The sequence below is a fragment of the Rhizobium sp. P1_E6 genome (assembly GCF_056405875.1).
In genome coordinates this window covers 1-14868 of sequence record NZ_JBFUBG010000066.1, presented here as the reverse complement: position 1 = coordinate 14868, position 14868 = coordinate 1, and the positions used below count along the sequence as shown (strand labels likewise).

The window sequence follows — 14868 nt, the reverse complement described above, 5'->3', positions numbered from 1 at the left end:
CTTCCACCAGGAGAGTGACGATGTCCGTCAACAAGCTGCATGCCCTGAACAACAATGCCGCCCCAGCCGATGCGTCGGTCAGCAAAACGCCAGCGGAAGCCACGCCCACGACCCTCGATGCCGGCAAGATGCCGCCTGTCACTGAGCCCGCCGTCACCGCTCCGACCGCAGAAGCACCGGCCCGCAAGCGCGGTGGCCGCTCCCTGCTGATTGGTGTGGCTGCCATCGCCATCATCGCCGCAGCCGCCTATTACGGGCACAATTACTGGACGGTCGGCCGCTTCGAGGTCTCGACTGACGATGCCTATGTCAAGGCAGACAGCACCACAGTCGCACCGAAGGTCTCGGGTTATCTTTCCGAGGTCCTCGTCAGCGACAATGAAACGGTGAAAGCCGGCCAGCCGCTTGCCCGCATCGATGACCGCGATTTCCGCACCGCGCTCGATCAGGCGAAAGCCGACGTCGCCGCTGCTGACGCCACCGTCAGCGCCAAGCAGGCTTCGCTCGATATCCAGCAGTCGACCATTGCGGCTGCCCGTGCCACGCTCGACGTTGACCGGGCCAACGAGACCTTCGCGGAGCAGAACAACAAGCGCTATACGAACCTCGCTACCAACGGCTATGCGCCGGTCCAGACCGCCCAGCAGGCAGCCTCGGCAATCGCCGCCGCCCAAGCAACGATCGTACGCGACAGTGCTGCCCTCGATGCCGCAACCAAGCAGGTCGAGCTTCTGAACGCCGAGCTTGCACAGGCCAGGGCGACACTTGCCCATGACCAAGCCGTCGCGCATCAGGCCGAGCTCAACCTCTCCTATGCGACGATCGTCGCGCCCGTCGACGGCACGATCGGCAACCGCACGCTACGCGTCGGCCAATATGTCCAGGCCGGCACCCAGCTGATGGCAGTGGTGCCGACAACGGCGGCCTATATCGTCGCCAACTACAAGGAAACGCAGCTGACCGATGTCCGTGCAGGCCAGCCTGTTGATATCGAGGTCGATATGTTCCCGGGTCGCACCTATCGCGGCCATGTCGATAGCCTGTCGCCGGCGAGCGGCCAGGAATTCGCGCTGCTGCCGCCCGACAACGCCACCGGCAACTTCACCAAGGTCGTTCAGCGCATCCCGGTGAAGATCGTGCTTGATGGCGATGCCGCCGAAAAAGGCGACCTGCGCCCCGGCATGTCCGTCCAGCCGAGCATCGACATCAAAGCCGATGCCGGCAGCAACTAAGCGAAAGGGCAGGAGATCCGTGTCATGTCCAGTATCGCAACAACAGCCGGCGCCATCCCGCAGCCGGGCGCCAGCAGCAAGGCCAGTACCAGGGAATGGATCGCCGTTCTCGCCGGTATGATCGGCGCCTTCATGGCGATCCTCAATATCCAGATCACCAATGCCTCGCTTCTCGATATCGAGGGCGGCATCGGCACAGGCGTCGATAATGGCGCCTGGATCTCCACTTCCTATCTGATCGGTGAGATCGTCGTCATTCCGCTGACGGCCTATTTCAGCAATGTCTTCTCGTTCCGCCGTTATATCCTCGTCAATTCCATCCTGTTCCCGCTCTTCTCCATGGCCTGCGCCTTCGCGCATGATTTGGGCACTATGATCCTGCTGCGCGGCCTTCAGGGTTTTGCCGGCGGCGTCTTGATCCCCATGGCCTTCACCATGGTGCTGACCAAGCTGCCGAAGAACCAGCAGCCGCTCGGCCTTGCCGTCTTTGCTCTGTCGGTTACCTTCGCCCCGGCCATCGGCCCGACGATCGGCGGTTACCTGACGGAAAATTACGGATGGCAGACGATTTTCTTCATCAACACCATCCCGAGCCTCATCATGGCGGCGGCTCTCGCGCTGACGCTCGAAAAGCAGCCGATGCAGCTGCATCTTCTAAAGGAAGGCGACTGGGCCGGCATCGTCACCATGGCCATCGGCCTTTCCGCCCTGCAGACCGTGCTGGAGGAAGGCAACAAGGACGATTGGTTCTCATCGCCCTTCATCGTCAAGCTCGCCATCGTCGCGTTCGTCTTCCTGGCCGCCTTCATCTGGATCGAGTTGACCGTCAAGAAGCCGCTCGTAAAGCTGAGCCTGCTCACCCAGCGCAATTTCGGCATCGGCGTGCTGGTCAATGTGCTTGTTGGCGTGGCGCTCTTCGGCACCGTCTATATCCTGCCGCAATATCTCGGCCAGGTGCAGCGCTACAATGCCGAGCAGATCGGTAACGTGCTTGCCTGGACCGGCCTGCCGCAGCTCTTGCTCATCCCGCTCGTGCCTGTTTTGATGAAGCGCTTTGATGCTCGCTATATCGGCTTTCTCGGTATCTCGATCTTCGCAATCAGCTGCTTCATGAACATCACGCTCTCGGCCAACAATGCCGGTGACCAGTTCTTGATCCCGAATATCGTGCGCGCCATCGGCCAGGCCCTGGTGCTGACCCCGATCACCGCCATCACCACGGCCGGTATCGCGGCCGCCGATGCCGCCGCAGCCTCGGGTCTGACCAACATGCTGCGCAATCTCGGCGGGGCGGTCGGCACGGCTTCGCTCGGCACGATCCTGACCAAGCGCGAGCAGTTCCATTCGAACATCATCGGCCAGTCGATTACGCTGACCCGTGATGAGGTGCGTGATCGCCTGACCCAACTGTCGGGCTATTTCACGCAGCACGGTGTCACCGACCCGGCCGTCGCATCGCAGAAGGCGATCGTCGCCCTCGGTCAGATCGTCAAGCGCCAGGCACTGATCATGGGCTTCAGCGATACATTTGCTGTCATCGGTGTGGTGCTGGTGCTGGCAGCAATTGCCCTGCTTTTCACCAAGAAGCCGCAAGGCGGCGGAGGTGCTGGCGCCCATTGAGGCGCCCGACTGACACGGAAACGGGCCCGACGGGCCCGTTTTTCGTTGCGTCTCGTGTAGCCCGATTAACGGTGACGGAGATATGCTTGTCGCGCACCGTTATGCGGCATTGAGCAAGGGCAGCAGCTGTGCGCCCTGCCGTTTGATTTCCGAAAGATAGGGCGTGTCGGACAGCACGAAATGAGTGATGCCGAGGTCCTGGTATTTGCGCAGCGAGCGGGCGACATCTGCGGCGGAGCCGACCAGCCAGGTCGTGCCCGCCCCTCCGCCGCCGAATTTGCCGGGCGTGGTATAGAGATTGTCGTCGAGCACTTCACCGCGCTGATGAAGATCGAGTAGGCGCTGCTGGCCGACAGCGACCGCCCGCTGGTGGTCGTGCCAGCCGGCACCGGCGTTCTTCGCCATTTCGGCGACCTTCGCCTCGGCATCGGCCCAGGCCTCTTCTGTGGTGTCGCGCACCAGCGTCGTTATCCTTAGCCCGAATTGAAGCGGCGGCAGATCGCGGTCGAGGTCCCGGCTTAGCCGCTTCAGGCGCTCGATCCGTTCCCGCACGCCATCAAGCGGTTCACCCCAGAAGAGCTGGACATCGGCTTCCGTGGCCGATACGCGCTCGGCTGCTTCCGATGCACCGCCGAAATAGAGCTTCGGATGACGGCGCTCGCCGCGGGCCTCGATGCGGGGAACGACCGTGGATTCGGTGACCCCGAAGTGCTCGCCGGAATAGGTGACGTTCTCTTCGATCCATAGTTTTCGCACCAGTCGCATGAATTCCTTGGTGCGGCCGTAGCGGTGCGCCTGGTCGCCCTCGCTGTCGCCATAGGCGGCAAGATTGTCTTTGCCCGAGACGATGTTGACGCGCACGCGGCCGCCGGTGAGATGGTCAAGCGAGGCCGCTGCCGACGCGAAATTCGCCGGCCGCCAGTAGCCGGGGCGGATGGCGATCAGCGGCTCGAAGGTGGTGGTGCGTGCCGCAAGCGCGGTGGCAAGTGTGAAGGTATCCGGGCGACCCCAGCCGGTGCCGATGAGAGCACCCTTCCAACCGTGGTCTTCCAGAGCCTTGGCATGGCTGGTCAGTGTTTCCAGGCTGTTGTGGTCTTCGGCCGTGGAATCGCCGCGATGGCCGGGCTTGACGGCATTGGGGATATACCAGAGAAATTCCGGATTGCTGCTCATGCGATGCGCCTGCACTTCTTTGTGATTGAACGACGAAGACGAAGGATAGGGTGGCCGGGCTCCCTTGCTATGCCCGCCCATCTCACATTTCTTGGGGCAAGGCTTATCCGGCGGCTCGCACCGCTTCGCCCTGTCGCGCCTTGAGCGCCAGCGCATTAGGTGGACGGCGAAGACCGAGGTTTTCGCGCAGCGTCGTGCCTTCGTATTCCTCACGGAACAGGCCTCGCTTGCGCAGGATCGGCACGACCTGATCGACGAAGTCTGTCAGTCCCGTCGGCAGGATCGGCGGCATGATGTTGAAAGCGTCCGCCGCGCCGTAGTCGAACCATTCCTGCATCGCGTCTGCCACCTGCTCTGGCGTGCCGACGACCGTGCGGTGTCCGCGCGCGGTCGCGACTGCCAGGTAGAATTCGCGCAGCGTCAGATTGTTGCGCGATACCAGATCGGTGACGAGCTTCAGGCGGCTCTTGTTGAGCTCGGTATTGTCAGGCAGCGGCGGTGCCGGATCGTCGAGCGAATAGCCCGAGAGATCGACGCCCTTGTAGTGGCGTGACAGGATGTTCCAGGCGATCGAGGGGTGAACCAGCGACTGGATATAGTCGTAATTTTCTTTGGCTTCCGCCTCCGTGCCGCCGAGAACCGGAAAGATGCCCGGGCTGATCAGCAGTTCGTCGGGGGTGCGCCCATAGCGGGCGAGCCTGCCCTTGACGTCCGAGTAGAATTCCTGGGCATCTTCCAGCGTCTGGTTGGCGGTGAAGATCATCTCGGCGGTGCGCGCTGCCAGCTCGCGTCCCGGCTCGGATGCGCCGGCCTGAACAATGACGGGATAACCCTGGACGGGGCGGCCGACATTCAGGGGACCGCTGACGGAGAAGAACTGACCCTTGTGATCGAGCTGATGCACCTTGTCCGGATTGAGGTAAACGCCGCTTTCCTTGTCGCGGATGAAGGCATCGTCCTCGTAGGAATCCCACAAGCCTTTCACCAGATCAACGAATTCCTCGGCTCGCGCATAACGGTCGGCATGGGCCGGATGGCCGGGGATCGAGAAGTTCTTGGAGACATCGGCACCTGTGGTGACGACGTTCCAGGCCGCGCGCCCCTTGGAGATATAATCGAGCGAGGCGAACTTGCGGGCAAGCAGGTAGGGGTCTTCGTAAGTGGTGGAGGCTGTCGCGACGAAGCCGATACGGCTTGTCGCCTGCGAGAGCGCTGCCCACAGGGTCACCGGCTCGAAATGGGCGCCCTGGGAGGTGCGGCGCAGTGCTTCTGGATCCTTGGCGCGCTCCCAGCCAGCGGGACTGTCGGCAACGAAGACCAGATCGAATTTACCGCGTTCGGCGGTCTGGACGAGCTCACGATAGTGATCGATGTTCAGACCGGCGTCGGCCTGTGCATTCGGATGGCGCCAGGCAGCGACATGATGGCCGGTGGCCATGATGAACGCGCCAAGCCGCATTTGTCGTTTCTGCGTGGCCATGATGACGGTCTCCGTTGGATTTCAGGCGGCGCGACGGCCGGGAACATCAACCCCGAGCCGTCTCAGAAGACGGGTTCGAATTTGCGCGAAACGCGGATCGCCGTGATCGCGTGGCGCCGGCAGATCGATGTGCAAGTCCTCCACGAAACGTCCCTCGTCGAGCACCAGGATACGGTCGGCAAGCGAGATCGCTTCATCGACATCGTGGGTTACGAGGAGAACGGCGGGACGATGCCTGGCGCAGAGTTCGCGCAACAGGTCGTGCATTTTCAGCCGGGTCAGCGCATCGAGAGCGCCGAACGGTTCGTCGGCCAGAAGCAGGGCCGGCTCCCGCACCAGCGAGCGGGCAAGCGCCACCCTCTGCTGTTCGCCGCCGGAAAGCTGGTTCGGCCACGCACTTTCCCGTCCTTCGAGACCCACTTCTGCCAGTGCTTTCCTGCCTGCTTCCTGTCCGGTATTGCCCGGCAGGCCGAGCGTGACGTTTTGGATGACTGTGCGCCAGGGCAGCAGACGGGCGTCCTGAAACACCACCGAGAGTTTTTCGGGTGTTTCCAGCGTGCCGGTTCCCTCGACCTCGTGGTCAAGGCCGGCAAGGGCGCGCAGGAAGGTGCTCTTGCCCGAGCCGCTTTTCCCTAGGAGGGCCACGAACTCGCCTTCTCCGATATCGAGATCCACGTCGTCGAGGATCGTCTTTGCGGCGAAGCGGCGGACGAGGTTTTCGACGTGGACAGCTGGTTTCAGTTGGCCAGGGTGCGGCGCCATGAGAGAGCCCTCCGTTCGATGAGGCGGACGAGACCGTCCGAGGCGAGGCCAAGCAGCACATAGACCACGAGTCCGACGAGAATGACGTCTGTCTGGCCATAGGTGCGGGCGAGATCGATCATGTAGCCAAGGCCGCTGGTGGAGTTGATCTGTTCGACCACCACCAGCGAAACCCAGCAGAGAGTGACGGCAAAGCGCAGGCCGAGAAGGAAGCCGGGCAAGGCGCCGGGCAGCACGACCTGGAAGATGAAATCCTTCTGGCTCATGCGCAACGTTTCGGCGAGTTCGACATAGCGGCTGTCGATGCTGCGCAGCGCATTATGCGTGTGGATGTAGATGGGGATGATGACGGCAAGCACGATGGTCGTCACCTTCATGCCTTCGCCGATCCCGAACCACAGGATGAAAAGCGGGATCAGCGCAAGCGTCGGGATGGCGCGCTTGATCTGGATCGGCCCATCGATCAGCGCCTCGCCGACACGGGAGAGGCCAGCAATGACCGCAAGGGCTGTGCCGATGACGAGGCCGATGCTGAGGCCGAGCAACGCGCGGGTCGCAGAGGTCACGAAGTTATCCTGCAGGCGGCCCTCGGCGATCAGCCGTCCGAAGGCCTCGACGACCGTCCAGGGTGCCGAGAGAATGCGCGGGTCGATCCAGCCGAGTGCCGATCCGGCAACCCAGGCCAGCACCAGCAAGGCCGGGCCGATCTGCAATCCGAAGGGTATCTCGCGTCCGGGCCCGAGCCTGCGGCGAGCGCGGGAGGCCGCGGGTTTTACCGTGGGTGTTACGCCAGCGCTTTCACGCTGCGATATCCGTGATGTCTTGACGTTATCGGCGTCCCAAGTGGTTGCCATGCTTGCGATCTCCTCTCTTCGCTATGAAACGGCACGTGCGATCACTGGCTTCTCGTCAGAGCGCCTGCCGCGATTTTCTCGAAGCGATTGTCGAAGATTTGTTCGACGTCGAAGGGCTTGTAGCCAAGCTCGTCGGCCAAGAGGTTAATGGTTTCCTGGTGGCGCCTCTTCACGTCGGCCCAGCTATCGGGGATCACCTGGGTGCCTGTGAGCTTGACGAGAAAATCGGCGTCTTCGCGGCTCAGGCCCTGCTGGCCGATGTAATATTCCTTGATCCAGATCTCCGGATTCTGATCGATCCATTCGGTTGCGCGCGCCCAGAGGCGGACATATTCGGCAAGGGCAGCTGCCTTTGCGGGATCGTCGAGAACCCATTGCGGTGCGTAGAGATGGGAGGGGTCGTCCCGCAGGCCGTGCTCGACGAGGCTCGCGCCGTCAGGGCCATACTGGGTGACGTAGCGGCGGATATTGACGCCACCGATCGGTGCAATATCGACCTGTTTGCTGGCGAGAGCCTTCGGATAGACGTCGCCCGTGCTCGGCAGCTCGACCAGCGTGGCGTCTTTCTTTGTCAGGCCTGCGGCATGCAGCGCACGAAGCACGAGTGTCCCCTGTGCCTGGCCGGGGCTGAAAGCGATGCGCTTGCCGCGGAAATCCGCCAGTGACTTGACGTCGACACCGGGTGCAATGCCGAAACGGTAGATCGGATTGGCAATCGGGTCTTTTCGTTCGCGATAGGCGATGTTGCGGACGGGCAGGTTGTTCCAGGTGGCGAAGATCGACGGGATTTCGGCGACGGAACCAACATCGAGCGCATGCGCGCGGAAGGCTTCCGAGGTTTGTGGACCACCGCTGAGATTGGCCCATTTGACCTCGAAGGTGAGTTCCTTGATGAGGCCGGAAACCTCCAGAGCTTTCTGCGTGACCGGATCACCGATCGTCAGCACCGTTCCCGGCGGCACCTTGTCGAGCAGCGGTGCGCTCGTCTCGGCCGCCGCCACGTTGCCGAACATGCCGAGGGAGATGAGGCCGAGCACGGCCGTTCCCAATGTTTTTGCCAGTGTCATCGTTGATGTTTCCCGTTTCAGGTCGCAGTGTCAGGGAGCGATGACGGAAAGGGTGTCGAATTCTCTATGAAATCTATAGACTATTTATTCCTTTCGTTCGCCGGTTAATGAAAAATCCTACCAAGCGTAAAAGACATGGCGGATTCCCGTGTTGCTTGTCGAGGGCGGGGTGATCTTGGTCTCGGCGAGAAGATGCGGCCTGAAGTTGTGATCAGAGCGAAGTCACTGCAGTGAAGCGAATGCAATCGTCAAGCCGTTCGTCATGGAACCGTACAACCGGATCTTCTCTTAATTTTCTGGAAACCCTGTCTTGCTTCGGAGGTGGCATGAAAATCTCCTGCTGCGAGACATGGTTACATTCCTTTACGTTCCGCTGTTAAAGTCACACCCGAAACTGCTGCAGCGACTTTACGGTTGGGATAACGATGCTTGGTGCTGAGATCGTTGCATTCCTGGAGGCGTGTCCGATGGCGGTGCTCGTGCTCGACGCCGCTGGGCAGGTCATGTTTGCCAACGCCCAAGCCGAACATCTCCTTGATCTCGAAGACCGGCTTGCCGGCGCCGATGTTGGCGAACTCATGCCGGAATGGCCGTTGTTGCCAGGCATCTCCACCGTATTCATCAGCGATCGTCTCGGTCAGCGTCGGCTATGTCGCGTACAAGTCTTGAGCTGGCCCACAGGCACGGAGACGGCAACGGCAGCTTTCCTCGAGCCTGTCGATGACGAGCCTCGGGCAGGCCATGCGGCGCGCGAGGCCAATCTGCGCCTGCGCTATGTCATCGAAATGTTGCCGGAGGCGGTCTGCGTGTTCGACGCCAACGACCGCTATGTGCTCTGGAACCAGAAATATGCAGAGCTCTATGCCGACATAGCCGAGCACCTCAGACCTGGTGTCGCCTTTGAGGATATTTTGAGGACCAGCCTCGCCGGCGACGGGATGCGCGAACTTGTCGACGACAAGGAGGCTTGGCTCAGCGCCCGCATGCAGAAATTCCATCAGCCGGTTTCCCAGGACGAACAGCAGTTGCGGGACGGCCGATGGCTGCGCCATGACGACCGGCGCACGCCTGATGGAGGCGCGATCGGCATGCGCATCGATATTACCGGCCTCAAGCAGCGGGAGGACTGGCTTCGCCAATTGTTCGACGCCAATCCAATGCCGATGCTTTTGTGCGATGGCGATAGTCTCGCCATTCTGCAAGCCAATAGGGCAGCCGTTGATTTCTATGGAGTCCAGCCCGCGGTGCTGCAGTCTAAGCGGGCCTGCGACATGCATGCCGATAGCGAGCTCCGGGCATTCGAGAAGGCCCTCCTTAATCTCGACGGTGACTGTGACGCCCGGACGATCTGGCGTCAGAAGACGAGCGACGGATTGGAGCGCCACGTGCTGATCTATATTCGGCTCCTGGACGAGGGATCCGAGCGCCGGCTGCTGCTCACCGTGGCTGATGTCAGCGACAGAATCCTTGCCGAAACTGAAGCCAATCGTCTGGCACATCACGACATTCTGACAGGCTTGCCCAACAGGATGCAATTCTACAAGGCACTCGGAAAAGCACTGGCATCGGATGAACGTGAAAATGTCGTTATCTGCTGCCTGGATCTGGATGGCTTTAAGCCCGTCAATGACACGTTTGGCCATGCTGCTGGCGATGAAGTACTGAAAAATGTCGCCCACAGGCTGGAAGTGCATGCGCCTGGCCATCTGGTCGCCCGCCTCGGGGGCGATGAATTCGCAATCCTGATGACGGGAGAACGGGTCGACGCAGTTGATCTGGCCGAGCGCTGCATCGCCGCCTTCGAGCAGCCCTTTGCCATCAATGGTCTTGCCATCCGCCTTGGCGTCAGCATCGGCATTGCTGCTGCTGAAGGGCTGGACGGCGAGGCCCTCATGCAGGAGGCGGATCGGGCGCTCTATCGTGCCAAGGCCGGCGGTCGCAATACCTGGCGCATGATGTCTGAGGATTTGCATATTCCAAAGCGAGCCAAGGCCTGATCGGTCCCGGCCGGATCGTCAGCCCTCGTCCTGTCTTGCCGCAAGCAGCCAATCCCGAAGCGTTTTTGCCTCGCGCGAGAGGCCTTTCGCCTCGATGAGCCAGTAGGCCTTGTCCGTATCGGACGCCCTCTCGAAGAGGGAAATGAGCGAACCCGCCGCGATCTCGTCTGCGATCAGCGCTGTCGGGCAAAGGCCGACACCCTGGCCACCGATCAACGAGCCGATCATGAGATTGAAGTCGGCAAAAACAGGTCCGAGCTTCGGTGCGGAATGGATGCCGGTGCCTGACAACCAGCGTGCCCAGGCATCGGTCGTCTCGTCGTGCAGGATTTCGCAACCAAGCAGGTCGGCAGGCGTATGAAAGGGACCATGTCGAGCGAGGAATTCCGCCGAGCAGGTTGGTCTGGTCTCGGCATCCAAGAGCTTGATGGCGCCGGAACTCGGCCGCATCCCGTGGCAGATCAGCAGGTCGGCGCCGGCCGCTTCCGGCGTCTTGGCATCGAGCGCATAGACGATGTTGATCCGGATATCAGGAGAAGCAATTCTCAGCCTCGGCAGCTGCGGAATGAGCCATCGCACCGCCATGGAGGGAATGCACGCAACGCTGACAGGACGGCTGTTCGCCTCCAGCCGTAATTGCCCGGCGGCGATTTCGATATGCGCCAATGCATGCGTGACGGCTGCGCCGAATTCCCTGCCGGCGGCTGTCAGCGTCACGCCGCGGCTATGGCGCAAAAACAAGGGAATACAAAGCCAGTTCTCTATCGCCCTCACATGCTGGCTGATGCCGGCGGGCTTCAGGTTTAATTCGGCAGCTGCCCTGACGAAGCTTTCATGACGTGCGGCGGCTTCGAATGCCCGCAATGATGCGATGGGAAGGTTTCTCATGTGAGATGGCTAAGCAAAACTTGCCCATTGAGCAAGAAACATCTCGGTTGCCCCATGGTGCAACCGCGCTAAGAGTGCTCGTCGACTTATCGCGTGTCGCGGGGCGGAGCACCCGAAGATCGCCAGCCGAGCGGAAACAACAAGATGTCGAAGCAGTCCATGATGCCAAGCCCTTCTGACGCAGCCGAGCGACGTTCAGCGCCGCCCGTGGTCGTCTATCCCGTAGAAACGCTTCCCTCCGCCGATCTCGAGCTGCTTGCGGCCGCCCGCCAAACGCTGACGAAGGTCACCGAGGTGATCGTGCCGCCGCGCGAAGCAGGCAGCTTCCACGTTGCGCAGGGGCATTTCTTCCGCATCGTCAGCATGGAGGGCCCTCAGGTCGGCGATCTCAATCTGTGGAATGCCGGCGATCTCACCGAACGTTTTTTCAGCGGCAAGACGCGGGCCTTGCACGCCACCCATGTTGGCATTGGTGATCGTCTCTGGAGCACGCTGCCATATCTGCGTCCCATGGCAACCATCACCTACGACAGCCTCGGCTGGTACGGCTGGGACGATGATGGCGCCGGCGTTCACGATGTCATCGGAACACGCTGCGATCCCTATACCAACCGGTTGCTGGAAGGTGGCGATTATCATCACTGCTGCCATTCGAACCTGACACGGGCGCTTGCCGCCGACTGCGGCATACCGATCGAGCAGGCCGAGATGCATGTCCATGACGTGCTGAATGTCTTCATGTGCACCGGCTTCACCAGGGATACACATCAGTATTTCATGAAGGCCAGCCCTGTGCGTCCGGGAGACTTCATCGAATTCTTTGCTGAGATCGATCTTTTCGGTGCCCTGTCTGCCTGCCCGGGAGGCGATTGTAGCGCAAGTCATTCCAGTGATGCGGCCGCCTGCTATCCTTTGAAAGTCGAGGTATGGAAGCCCGATCCCGCGACGCTCGCCAACTGGACGCCGCCGGAGCCCAATCCCTATCCGAGAACGCATCGGTAAAGCGGTGAACCGCACGGGCTTTCGTGGACGAGCGGTCAGACGATCAGGATTGCCCTGAAGTCGTTGACATTGGTGCCGGTCGGGCCGGTTTCGAACAGGTCGCCGATGGCCGTGAAGCCGGAATAGCTGTCATTGCCGTCAAGCACGCGGCGCGGGTCGAGGCCGGCTGCGCGCAATCTCTTGACCGTGCCGCCATCCGAGAATGCGCCGGCATTGTCTTCCGAACCGTCGATGCCATCGGTATCGGCGGCAAGCACGTGAATGGCGTCATGCCCGTCGATTGCCAATGCGAGTGCGAGCGCGAATTCGCCGTTGCGGCCGCCTTTGCCGCCCCTGACGCGCAGCGTCACCGTCGTCTCGCCGCCGGAGAGGATGACGACAGGCTTGGTGAAAGGCCGGTCGCGACCGGCTACCTCGCGGGCGATCGCCGCATGCACCTGTGCCACGTCGCGCGATTCCCCTTCGACGGAATCCGACAGGATTGCCGGCGTTATACCCTCAGAACGGGCCAGTTCGGCGGCCGCTTCGAGCGACACGCCGGCCGAGGCGATGATGTGATGTTCATGACGGGCAAAGACCGGATCGTTCGGGTGCGGCGCATCGGCCTTGGGGGAGTTCAGATGATCGATCGCCGCCTGGGGCAATTTAAGGCTGTATTGCTTGATGATTTGAAGCGCGTCGTGACGGGTCGAGCCGTCAGGAACGGTTGGGCCCGAGGCGACATGGGCCGGGTTGTCGCCGGGAATATCCGAGACGATCAGGCTGACGACGCGGGCTTTGGTCGCAGCGGCGAGCCGGCCGCCCTTGATGGTGGAAAGATGCTTGCGCACGACGTTCATGGCAGAGATCGGTGCGCCGGAGGCGAGCAGCAGCTCGTTGAGCAGGATCTCGTCCTGCAGCGTCAGGCCCTCGGGCGGGGAGGGCAGGAGCGCCGAGCCGCCGCCGCAGATCAGGGCGATGACGAGATCGTTTTCGCCAAGGCCGGCGACTGCTTCCATCAGGCGTTTACTGGCAGCAAGACCGGCGGCATCGGGAACCGGATGGGCGGCTTCGATGATGTCGATATTCTGTGTTTCACAGCCGTAGCCGTAGCGGGTGACGACCACGCCTTCGAGCGGGCCGTCCCACACGCTTTCCAGTGCGCGCGCCATCTGCGCAGCACCCTTGCCGGCGCCGATCACAACCGTCTTGCCGCCAGGCTTTTCCGGCAGATGCGCCTTGATGCCGGTCACCGGATCGGCGGCGCGAACGGCCGCGGAAAACAGGCTGGTGAGGAACTCGCGGGGAGAGGACAGGGCCATGATGATCTCTCTTGAGATACGACAGGAGGGGAAGCTTACCGCTTCCCTACGCTTGGACTGACGGCATATGGATTGTCAATCTCGAAGGCAACTATCCTCTCGGTGCGATTGATAATCGTCGGGCCGCGCTATCTATTCGGGGGAAAAGCAACAATCATTTGGAGAATTTGCAATGGTCAACGAACAGCAGTTGATCTCGAAGATTACCTGGCGCCTCATGCCATTCCTCGGAATCCTTTACCTCATTGCCTATATCGATCGTCAAAACGTGAGTTTCGCCAAGCTGGAAATGGTCGATGCGCTCGGTATGAGCGAATATGCCTACGGCCTTGGCGCCTCGCTCTTTTTCATCGGCTATTTCCTCTTCGAAGTGCCGAGCAACCTGTTTCTCGACAGGTTCGGCGCACGCGTCTGGTTCGCGCGCATCCTAGTCTCCTGGGGTGTCGTCACCATCCTGCTCTCCTATACGCAGAACGCGACGATGTTCTATATCCTGCGCTTCCTGCTCGGCGTCTGCGAGGCGGGCTTCTTTCCGGGCGTCCTCTACCTTCTGACACTCTGGTTCCCTTCGGATTATCGCGGCCGCATGGTGGGGCTCTTCATGATCTTCAGCGCGCTTGCCAATGCCGTCGGAGCGCCGGTCGGCGGCATGCTGCTCGATCTTGACGGCTTCCTTGGCCATGCCGGCTGGCAATGGGTGTTTCTGGCAACCGGCATTCCGGCCGTCATCGCCGGCATCGTCACCTTCTTCTATCTCTATGACCGGCCCGAAAGTGCAAGTTTCCTCAGTGACGAGGAGAAGGGCTGGCTTGCAAACCGGCTTGCATCCGAAAATTCCGGCATGGACCACAATGCCGGAAACGGCTTCAAGGCGCTTGTCGATCCCCGCGTCCTGTTGATGGCGCTCTGCTACATCGCCTTTCCGCTCGCAGCTTACGGCCTCAGCTACTGGTTGCCGACCATCGTGAAGTCATTCGGTGTCAGCAACACGGTAAACGGCTTCATCAACATCATCCCATGGATACTGGTCGCGATTGCACTCTGGGCGGTGCCGGCTGCTGCCGACAAGGTGAAGGTAAAGACGCCCTATATCGTCATCCCGGCCTTCATTGGGGCGGCTTGCCTGCTGCTCTCCGCGCTCGTGCCGAACAACACGGTGCAGTTCATATTCCTCTGCATTGCCGCAGCCGGCATCTTCGCGCCGCAGCCGGTCTTCTGGAGCCTTCCGTCACGCTTCCTGAAGGGGGCCGGGGCTGCAGCCGGCCTCGCCGCCATCAATTCCGTCGGCAATCTTGGCGGCTTCGTCGCCCAGAACGTCGTGCCCTGGATCAAGGATGCGACTGGAAGCACGATTGCGCCGATGTTCTTCCTGTCAGTCTGCCTTGCCGTCGGCGCGCTGCTCGTCTTTGTCGTCGCCACGGTGATAGCACGCAAGGAGCATGATGCTGTACCACGCGGCGCCTGAAAGCCTTTAAATTGAAAGCCTTTAAAT

Annotated in this window: 12 protein-coding genes; 5 read left to right on the top strand and 7 right to left on the bottom strand. The window is 61.3% G+C overall.

All coding sequences use genetic code 11. The features are described from left to right. The first annotated feature begins 20 nt into the window (after positions 1–20). Both AC1D35_RS24810 and AC1D35_RS24805 read left to right on the top strand, forming a co-directional pair. On the top strand, positions 21–1232 hold the full coding sequence (locus AC1D35_RS24810) for an HlyD family secretion protein (RefSeq protein ID WP_477940467.1): 1212 nt from the start codon (positions 21–23) through the stop codon (positions 1230–1232). Between the two features lie 24 nt (positions 1233–1256). After that, positions 1257–2852, top strand: a complete 1596-nt coding sequence (locus AC1D35_RS24805; RefSeq protein ID WP_477940466.1) for a DHA2 family efflux MFS transporter permease subunit — start codon at positions 1257–1259, stop codon at positions 2850–2852. 99 nt (positions 2853–2951) lie between these two features. On the opposite strand, the gene AC1D35_RS24800 is transcribed toward AC1D35_RS24805, so the two are convergent. From AC1D35_RS24800 to AC1D35_RS24780, 5 genes are all read right to left on the bottom strand, one after another. Beyond that, positions 2952–4025, bottom strand: a complete 1074-nt coding sequence (locus AC1D35_RS24800; protein WP_477940464.1) for an LLM class flavin-dependent oxidoreductase — start codon at positions 4023–4025, stop codon at positions 2952–2954. Positions 4026–4128: 103 nt separating this feature from the next. Then, entirely contained in the window at positions 4129–5505 is a 1377-nt protein-coding gene (locus AC1D35_RS24795; protein WP_477940462.1) for an LLM class flavin-dependent oxidoreductase, read from the bottom strand. A 21-nt stretch (positions 5506–5526) separates the two neighbouring features. Then, positions 5527–6267: an ABC transporter ATP-binding protein gene (locus AC1D35_RS24790; protein ID WP_113296907.1), complete on the bottom strand. Its 741-nt coding sequence runs from the start codon at positions 6265–6267 to the stop codon at positions 5527–5529. Then, positions 6243–7121 carry an ABC transporter permease gene (locus AC1D35_RS24785; protein WP_477940459.1) on the bottom strand — a complete coding sequence of 293 codons (879 nt, stop codon included), beginning with the start codon at positions 7119–7121 and terminating at the stop codon, positions 6243–6245. The genes AC1D35_RS24790 and AC1D35_RS24785 overlap by 25 nt, the downstream gene beginning before the upstream one ends. A 41-nt stretch (positions 7122–7162) precedes the next feature. Then, complete coding sequence (locus AC1D35_RS24780) at positions 7163–8188, bottom strand: ABC transporter substrate-binding protein (RefSeq protein ID WP_477940457.1); 1026 nt, start codon at positions 8186–8188, stop codon at positions 7163–7165. 425 nt (positions 8189–8613) lie between these two features. On the opposite strand from AC1D35_RS24780, the gene AC1D35_RS24775 reads away from it, so the two are divergent. Next, positions 8614–10185, top strand: a complete 1572-nt coding sequence (locus AC1D35_RS24775; RefSeq protein ID WP_477940455.1) for a diguanylate cyclase domain-containing protein — start codon at positions 8614–8616, stop codon at positions 10183–10185. Between the two features lie 18 nt (positions 10186–10203). On the opposite strand, the gene AC1D35_RS24770 is transcribed toward AC1D35_RS24775, so the two are convergent. Beyond that, positions 10204–11073 (bottom strand): LysR substrate-binding domain-containing protein, encoded by an 870-nt coding sequence (locus tag AC1D35_RS24770; protein WP_477940453.1) that lies wholly within the window; start codon positions 11071–11073, stop codon positions 10204–10206. A gap of 144 nt (positions 11074–11217) precedes the next feature. Between AC1D35_RS24770 and AC1D35_RS24765 the strand changes: the two genes are divergently transcribed. Next, entirely contained in the window at positions 11218–12075 is an 858-nt protein-coding gene (locus AC1D35_RS24765) for an urea carboxylase-associated family protein (RefSeq protein WP_477940452.1), read from the top strand. Positions 12076–12110: 35 nt separating this feature from the next. Here the strand turns inward: AC1D35_RS24765 and AC1D35_RS24760 are convergent, their stop codons facing one another. Continuing rightward, positions 12111–13376: a glycerate kinase type-2 family protein gene (locus AC1D35_RS24760; protein ID WP_477940449.1), complete on the bottom strand. Its 1266-nt coding sequence runs from the start codon at positions 13374–13376 to the stop codon at positions 12111–12113. 172 nt (positions 13377–13548) lie between these two features. On the opposite strand from AC1D35_RS24760, the gene AC1D35_RS24755 reads away from it, so the two are divergent. Further along, positions 13549–14841, top strand: coding sequence for an MFS transporter (locus AC1D35_RS24755; protein ID WP_477940447.1), 1293 nt, complete (start codon positions 13549–13551; stop codon positions 14839–14841). Positions 14842–14868: the final 27 nt, after the last annotated feature.

What these genes read in the sequence shown, in the direction of transcription:
- AC1D35_RS24810 (WP_477940467.1), top strand. Translation starts at nt 21, where the DNA reads ATGTCCGTCAACAAGCTGCATGCCCTGAACAACAATGCCGCCCCAGCC.
- AC1D35_RS24805 (WP_477940466.1), top strand. Translation starts at nt 1,257, where the DNA reads ATGTCCAGTATCGCAACAACAGCCGGCGCCATCCCGCAGCCGGGCGCC.
- AC1D35_RS24800 (WP_477940464.1), bottom strand. Translation starts at nt 4,025, where the DNA reads ATGAGCAGCAATCCGGAATTTCTCTGGTATATCCCCAATGCCGTCAAG.
- AC1D35_RS24795 (WP_477940462.1), bottom strand. Translation starts at nt 5,505, where the DNA reads ATGGCCACGCAGAAACGACAAATGCGGCTTGGCGCGTTCATCATGGCC.
- AC1D35_RS24790 (WP_113296907.1), bottom strand. Translation starts at nt 6,267, where the DNA reads ATGGCGCCGCACCCTGGCCAACTGAAACCAGCTGTCCACGTCGAAAAC.
- AC1D35_RS24785 (WP_477940459.1), bottom strand. Translation starts at nt 7,121, where the DNA reads ATGGCAACCACTTGGGACGCCGATAACGTCAAGACATCACGGATATCG.
- AC1D35_RS24780 (WP_477940457.1), bottom strand. Translation starts at nt 8,188, where the DNA reads ATGACACTGGCAAAAACATTGGGAACGGCCGTGCTCGGCCTCATCTCC.
- AC1D35_RS24775 (WP_477940455.1), top strand. Translation starts at nt 8,614, where the DNA reads ATGCTTGGTGCTGAGATCGTTGCATTCCTGGAGGCGTGTCCGATGGCG.
- AC1D35_RS24770 (WP_477940453.1), bottom strand. Translation starts at nt 11,073, where the DNA reads ATGAGAAACCTTCCCATCGCATCATTGCGGGCATTCGAAGCCGCCGCA.
- AC1D35_RS24765 (WP_477940452.1), top strand. Translation starts at nt 11,218, where the DNA reads ATGTCGAAGCAGTCCATGATGCCAAGCCCTTCTGACGCAGCCGAGCGA.
- AC1D35_RS24760 (WP_477940449.1), bottom strand. Translation starts at nt 13,376, where the DNA reads ATGGCCCTGTCCTCTCCCCGCGAGTTCCTCACCAGCCTGTTTTCCGCG.
- AC1D35_RS24755 (WP_477940447.1), top strand. Translation starts at nt 13,549, where the DNA reads ATGGTCAACGAACAGCAGTTGATCTCGAAGATTACCTGGCGCCTCATG.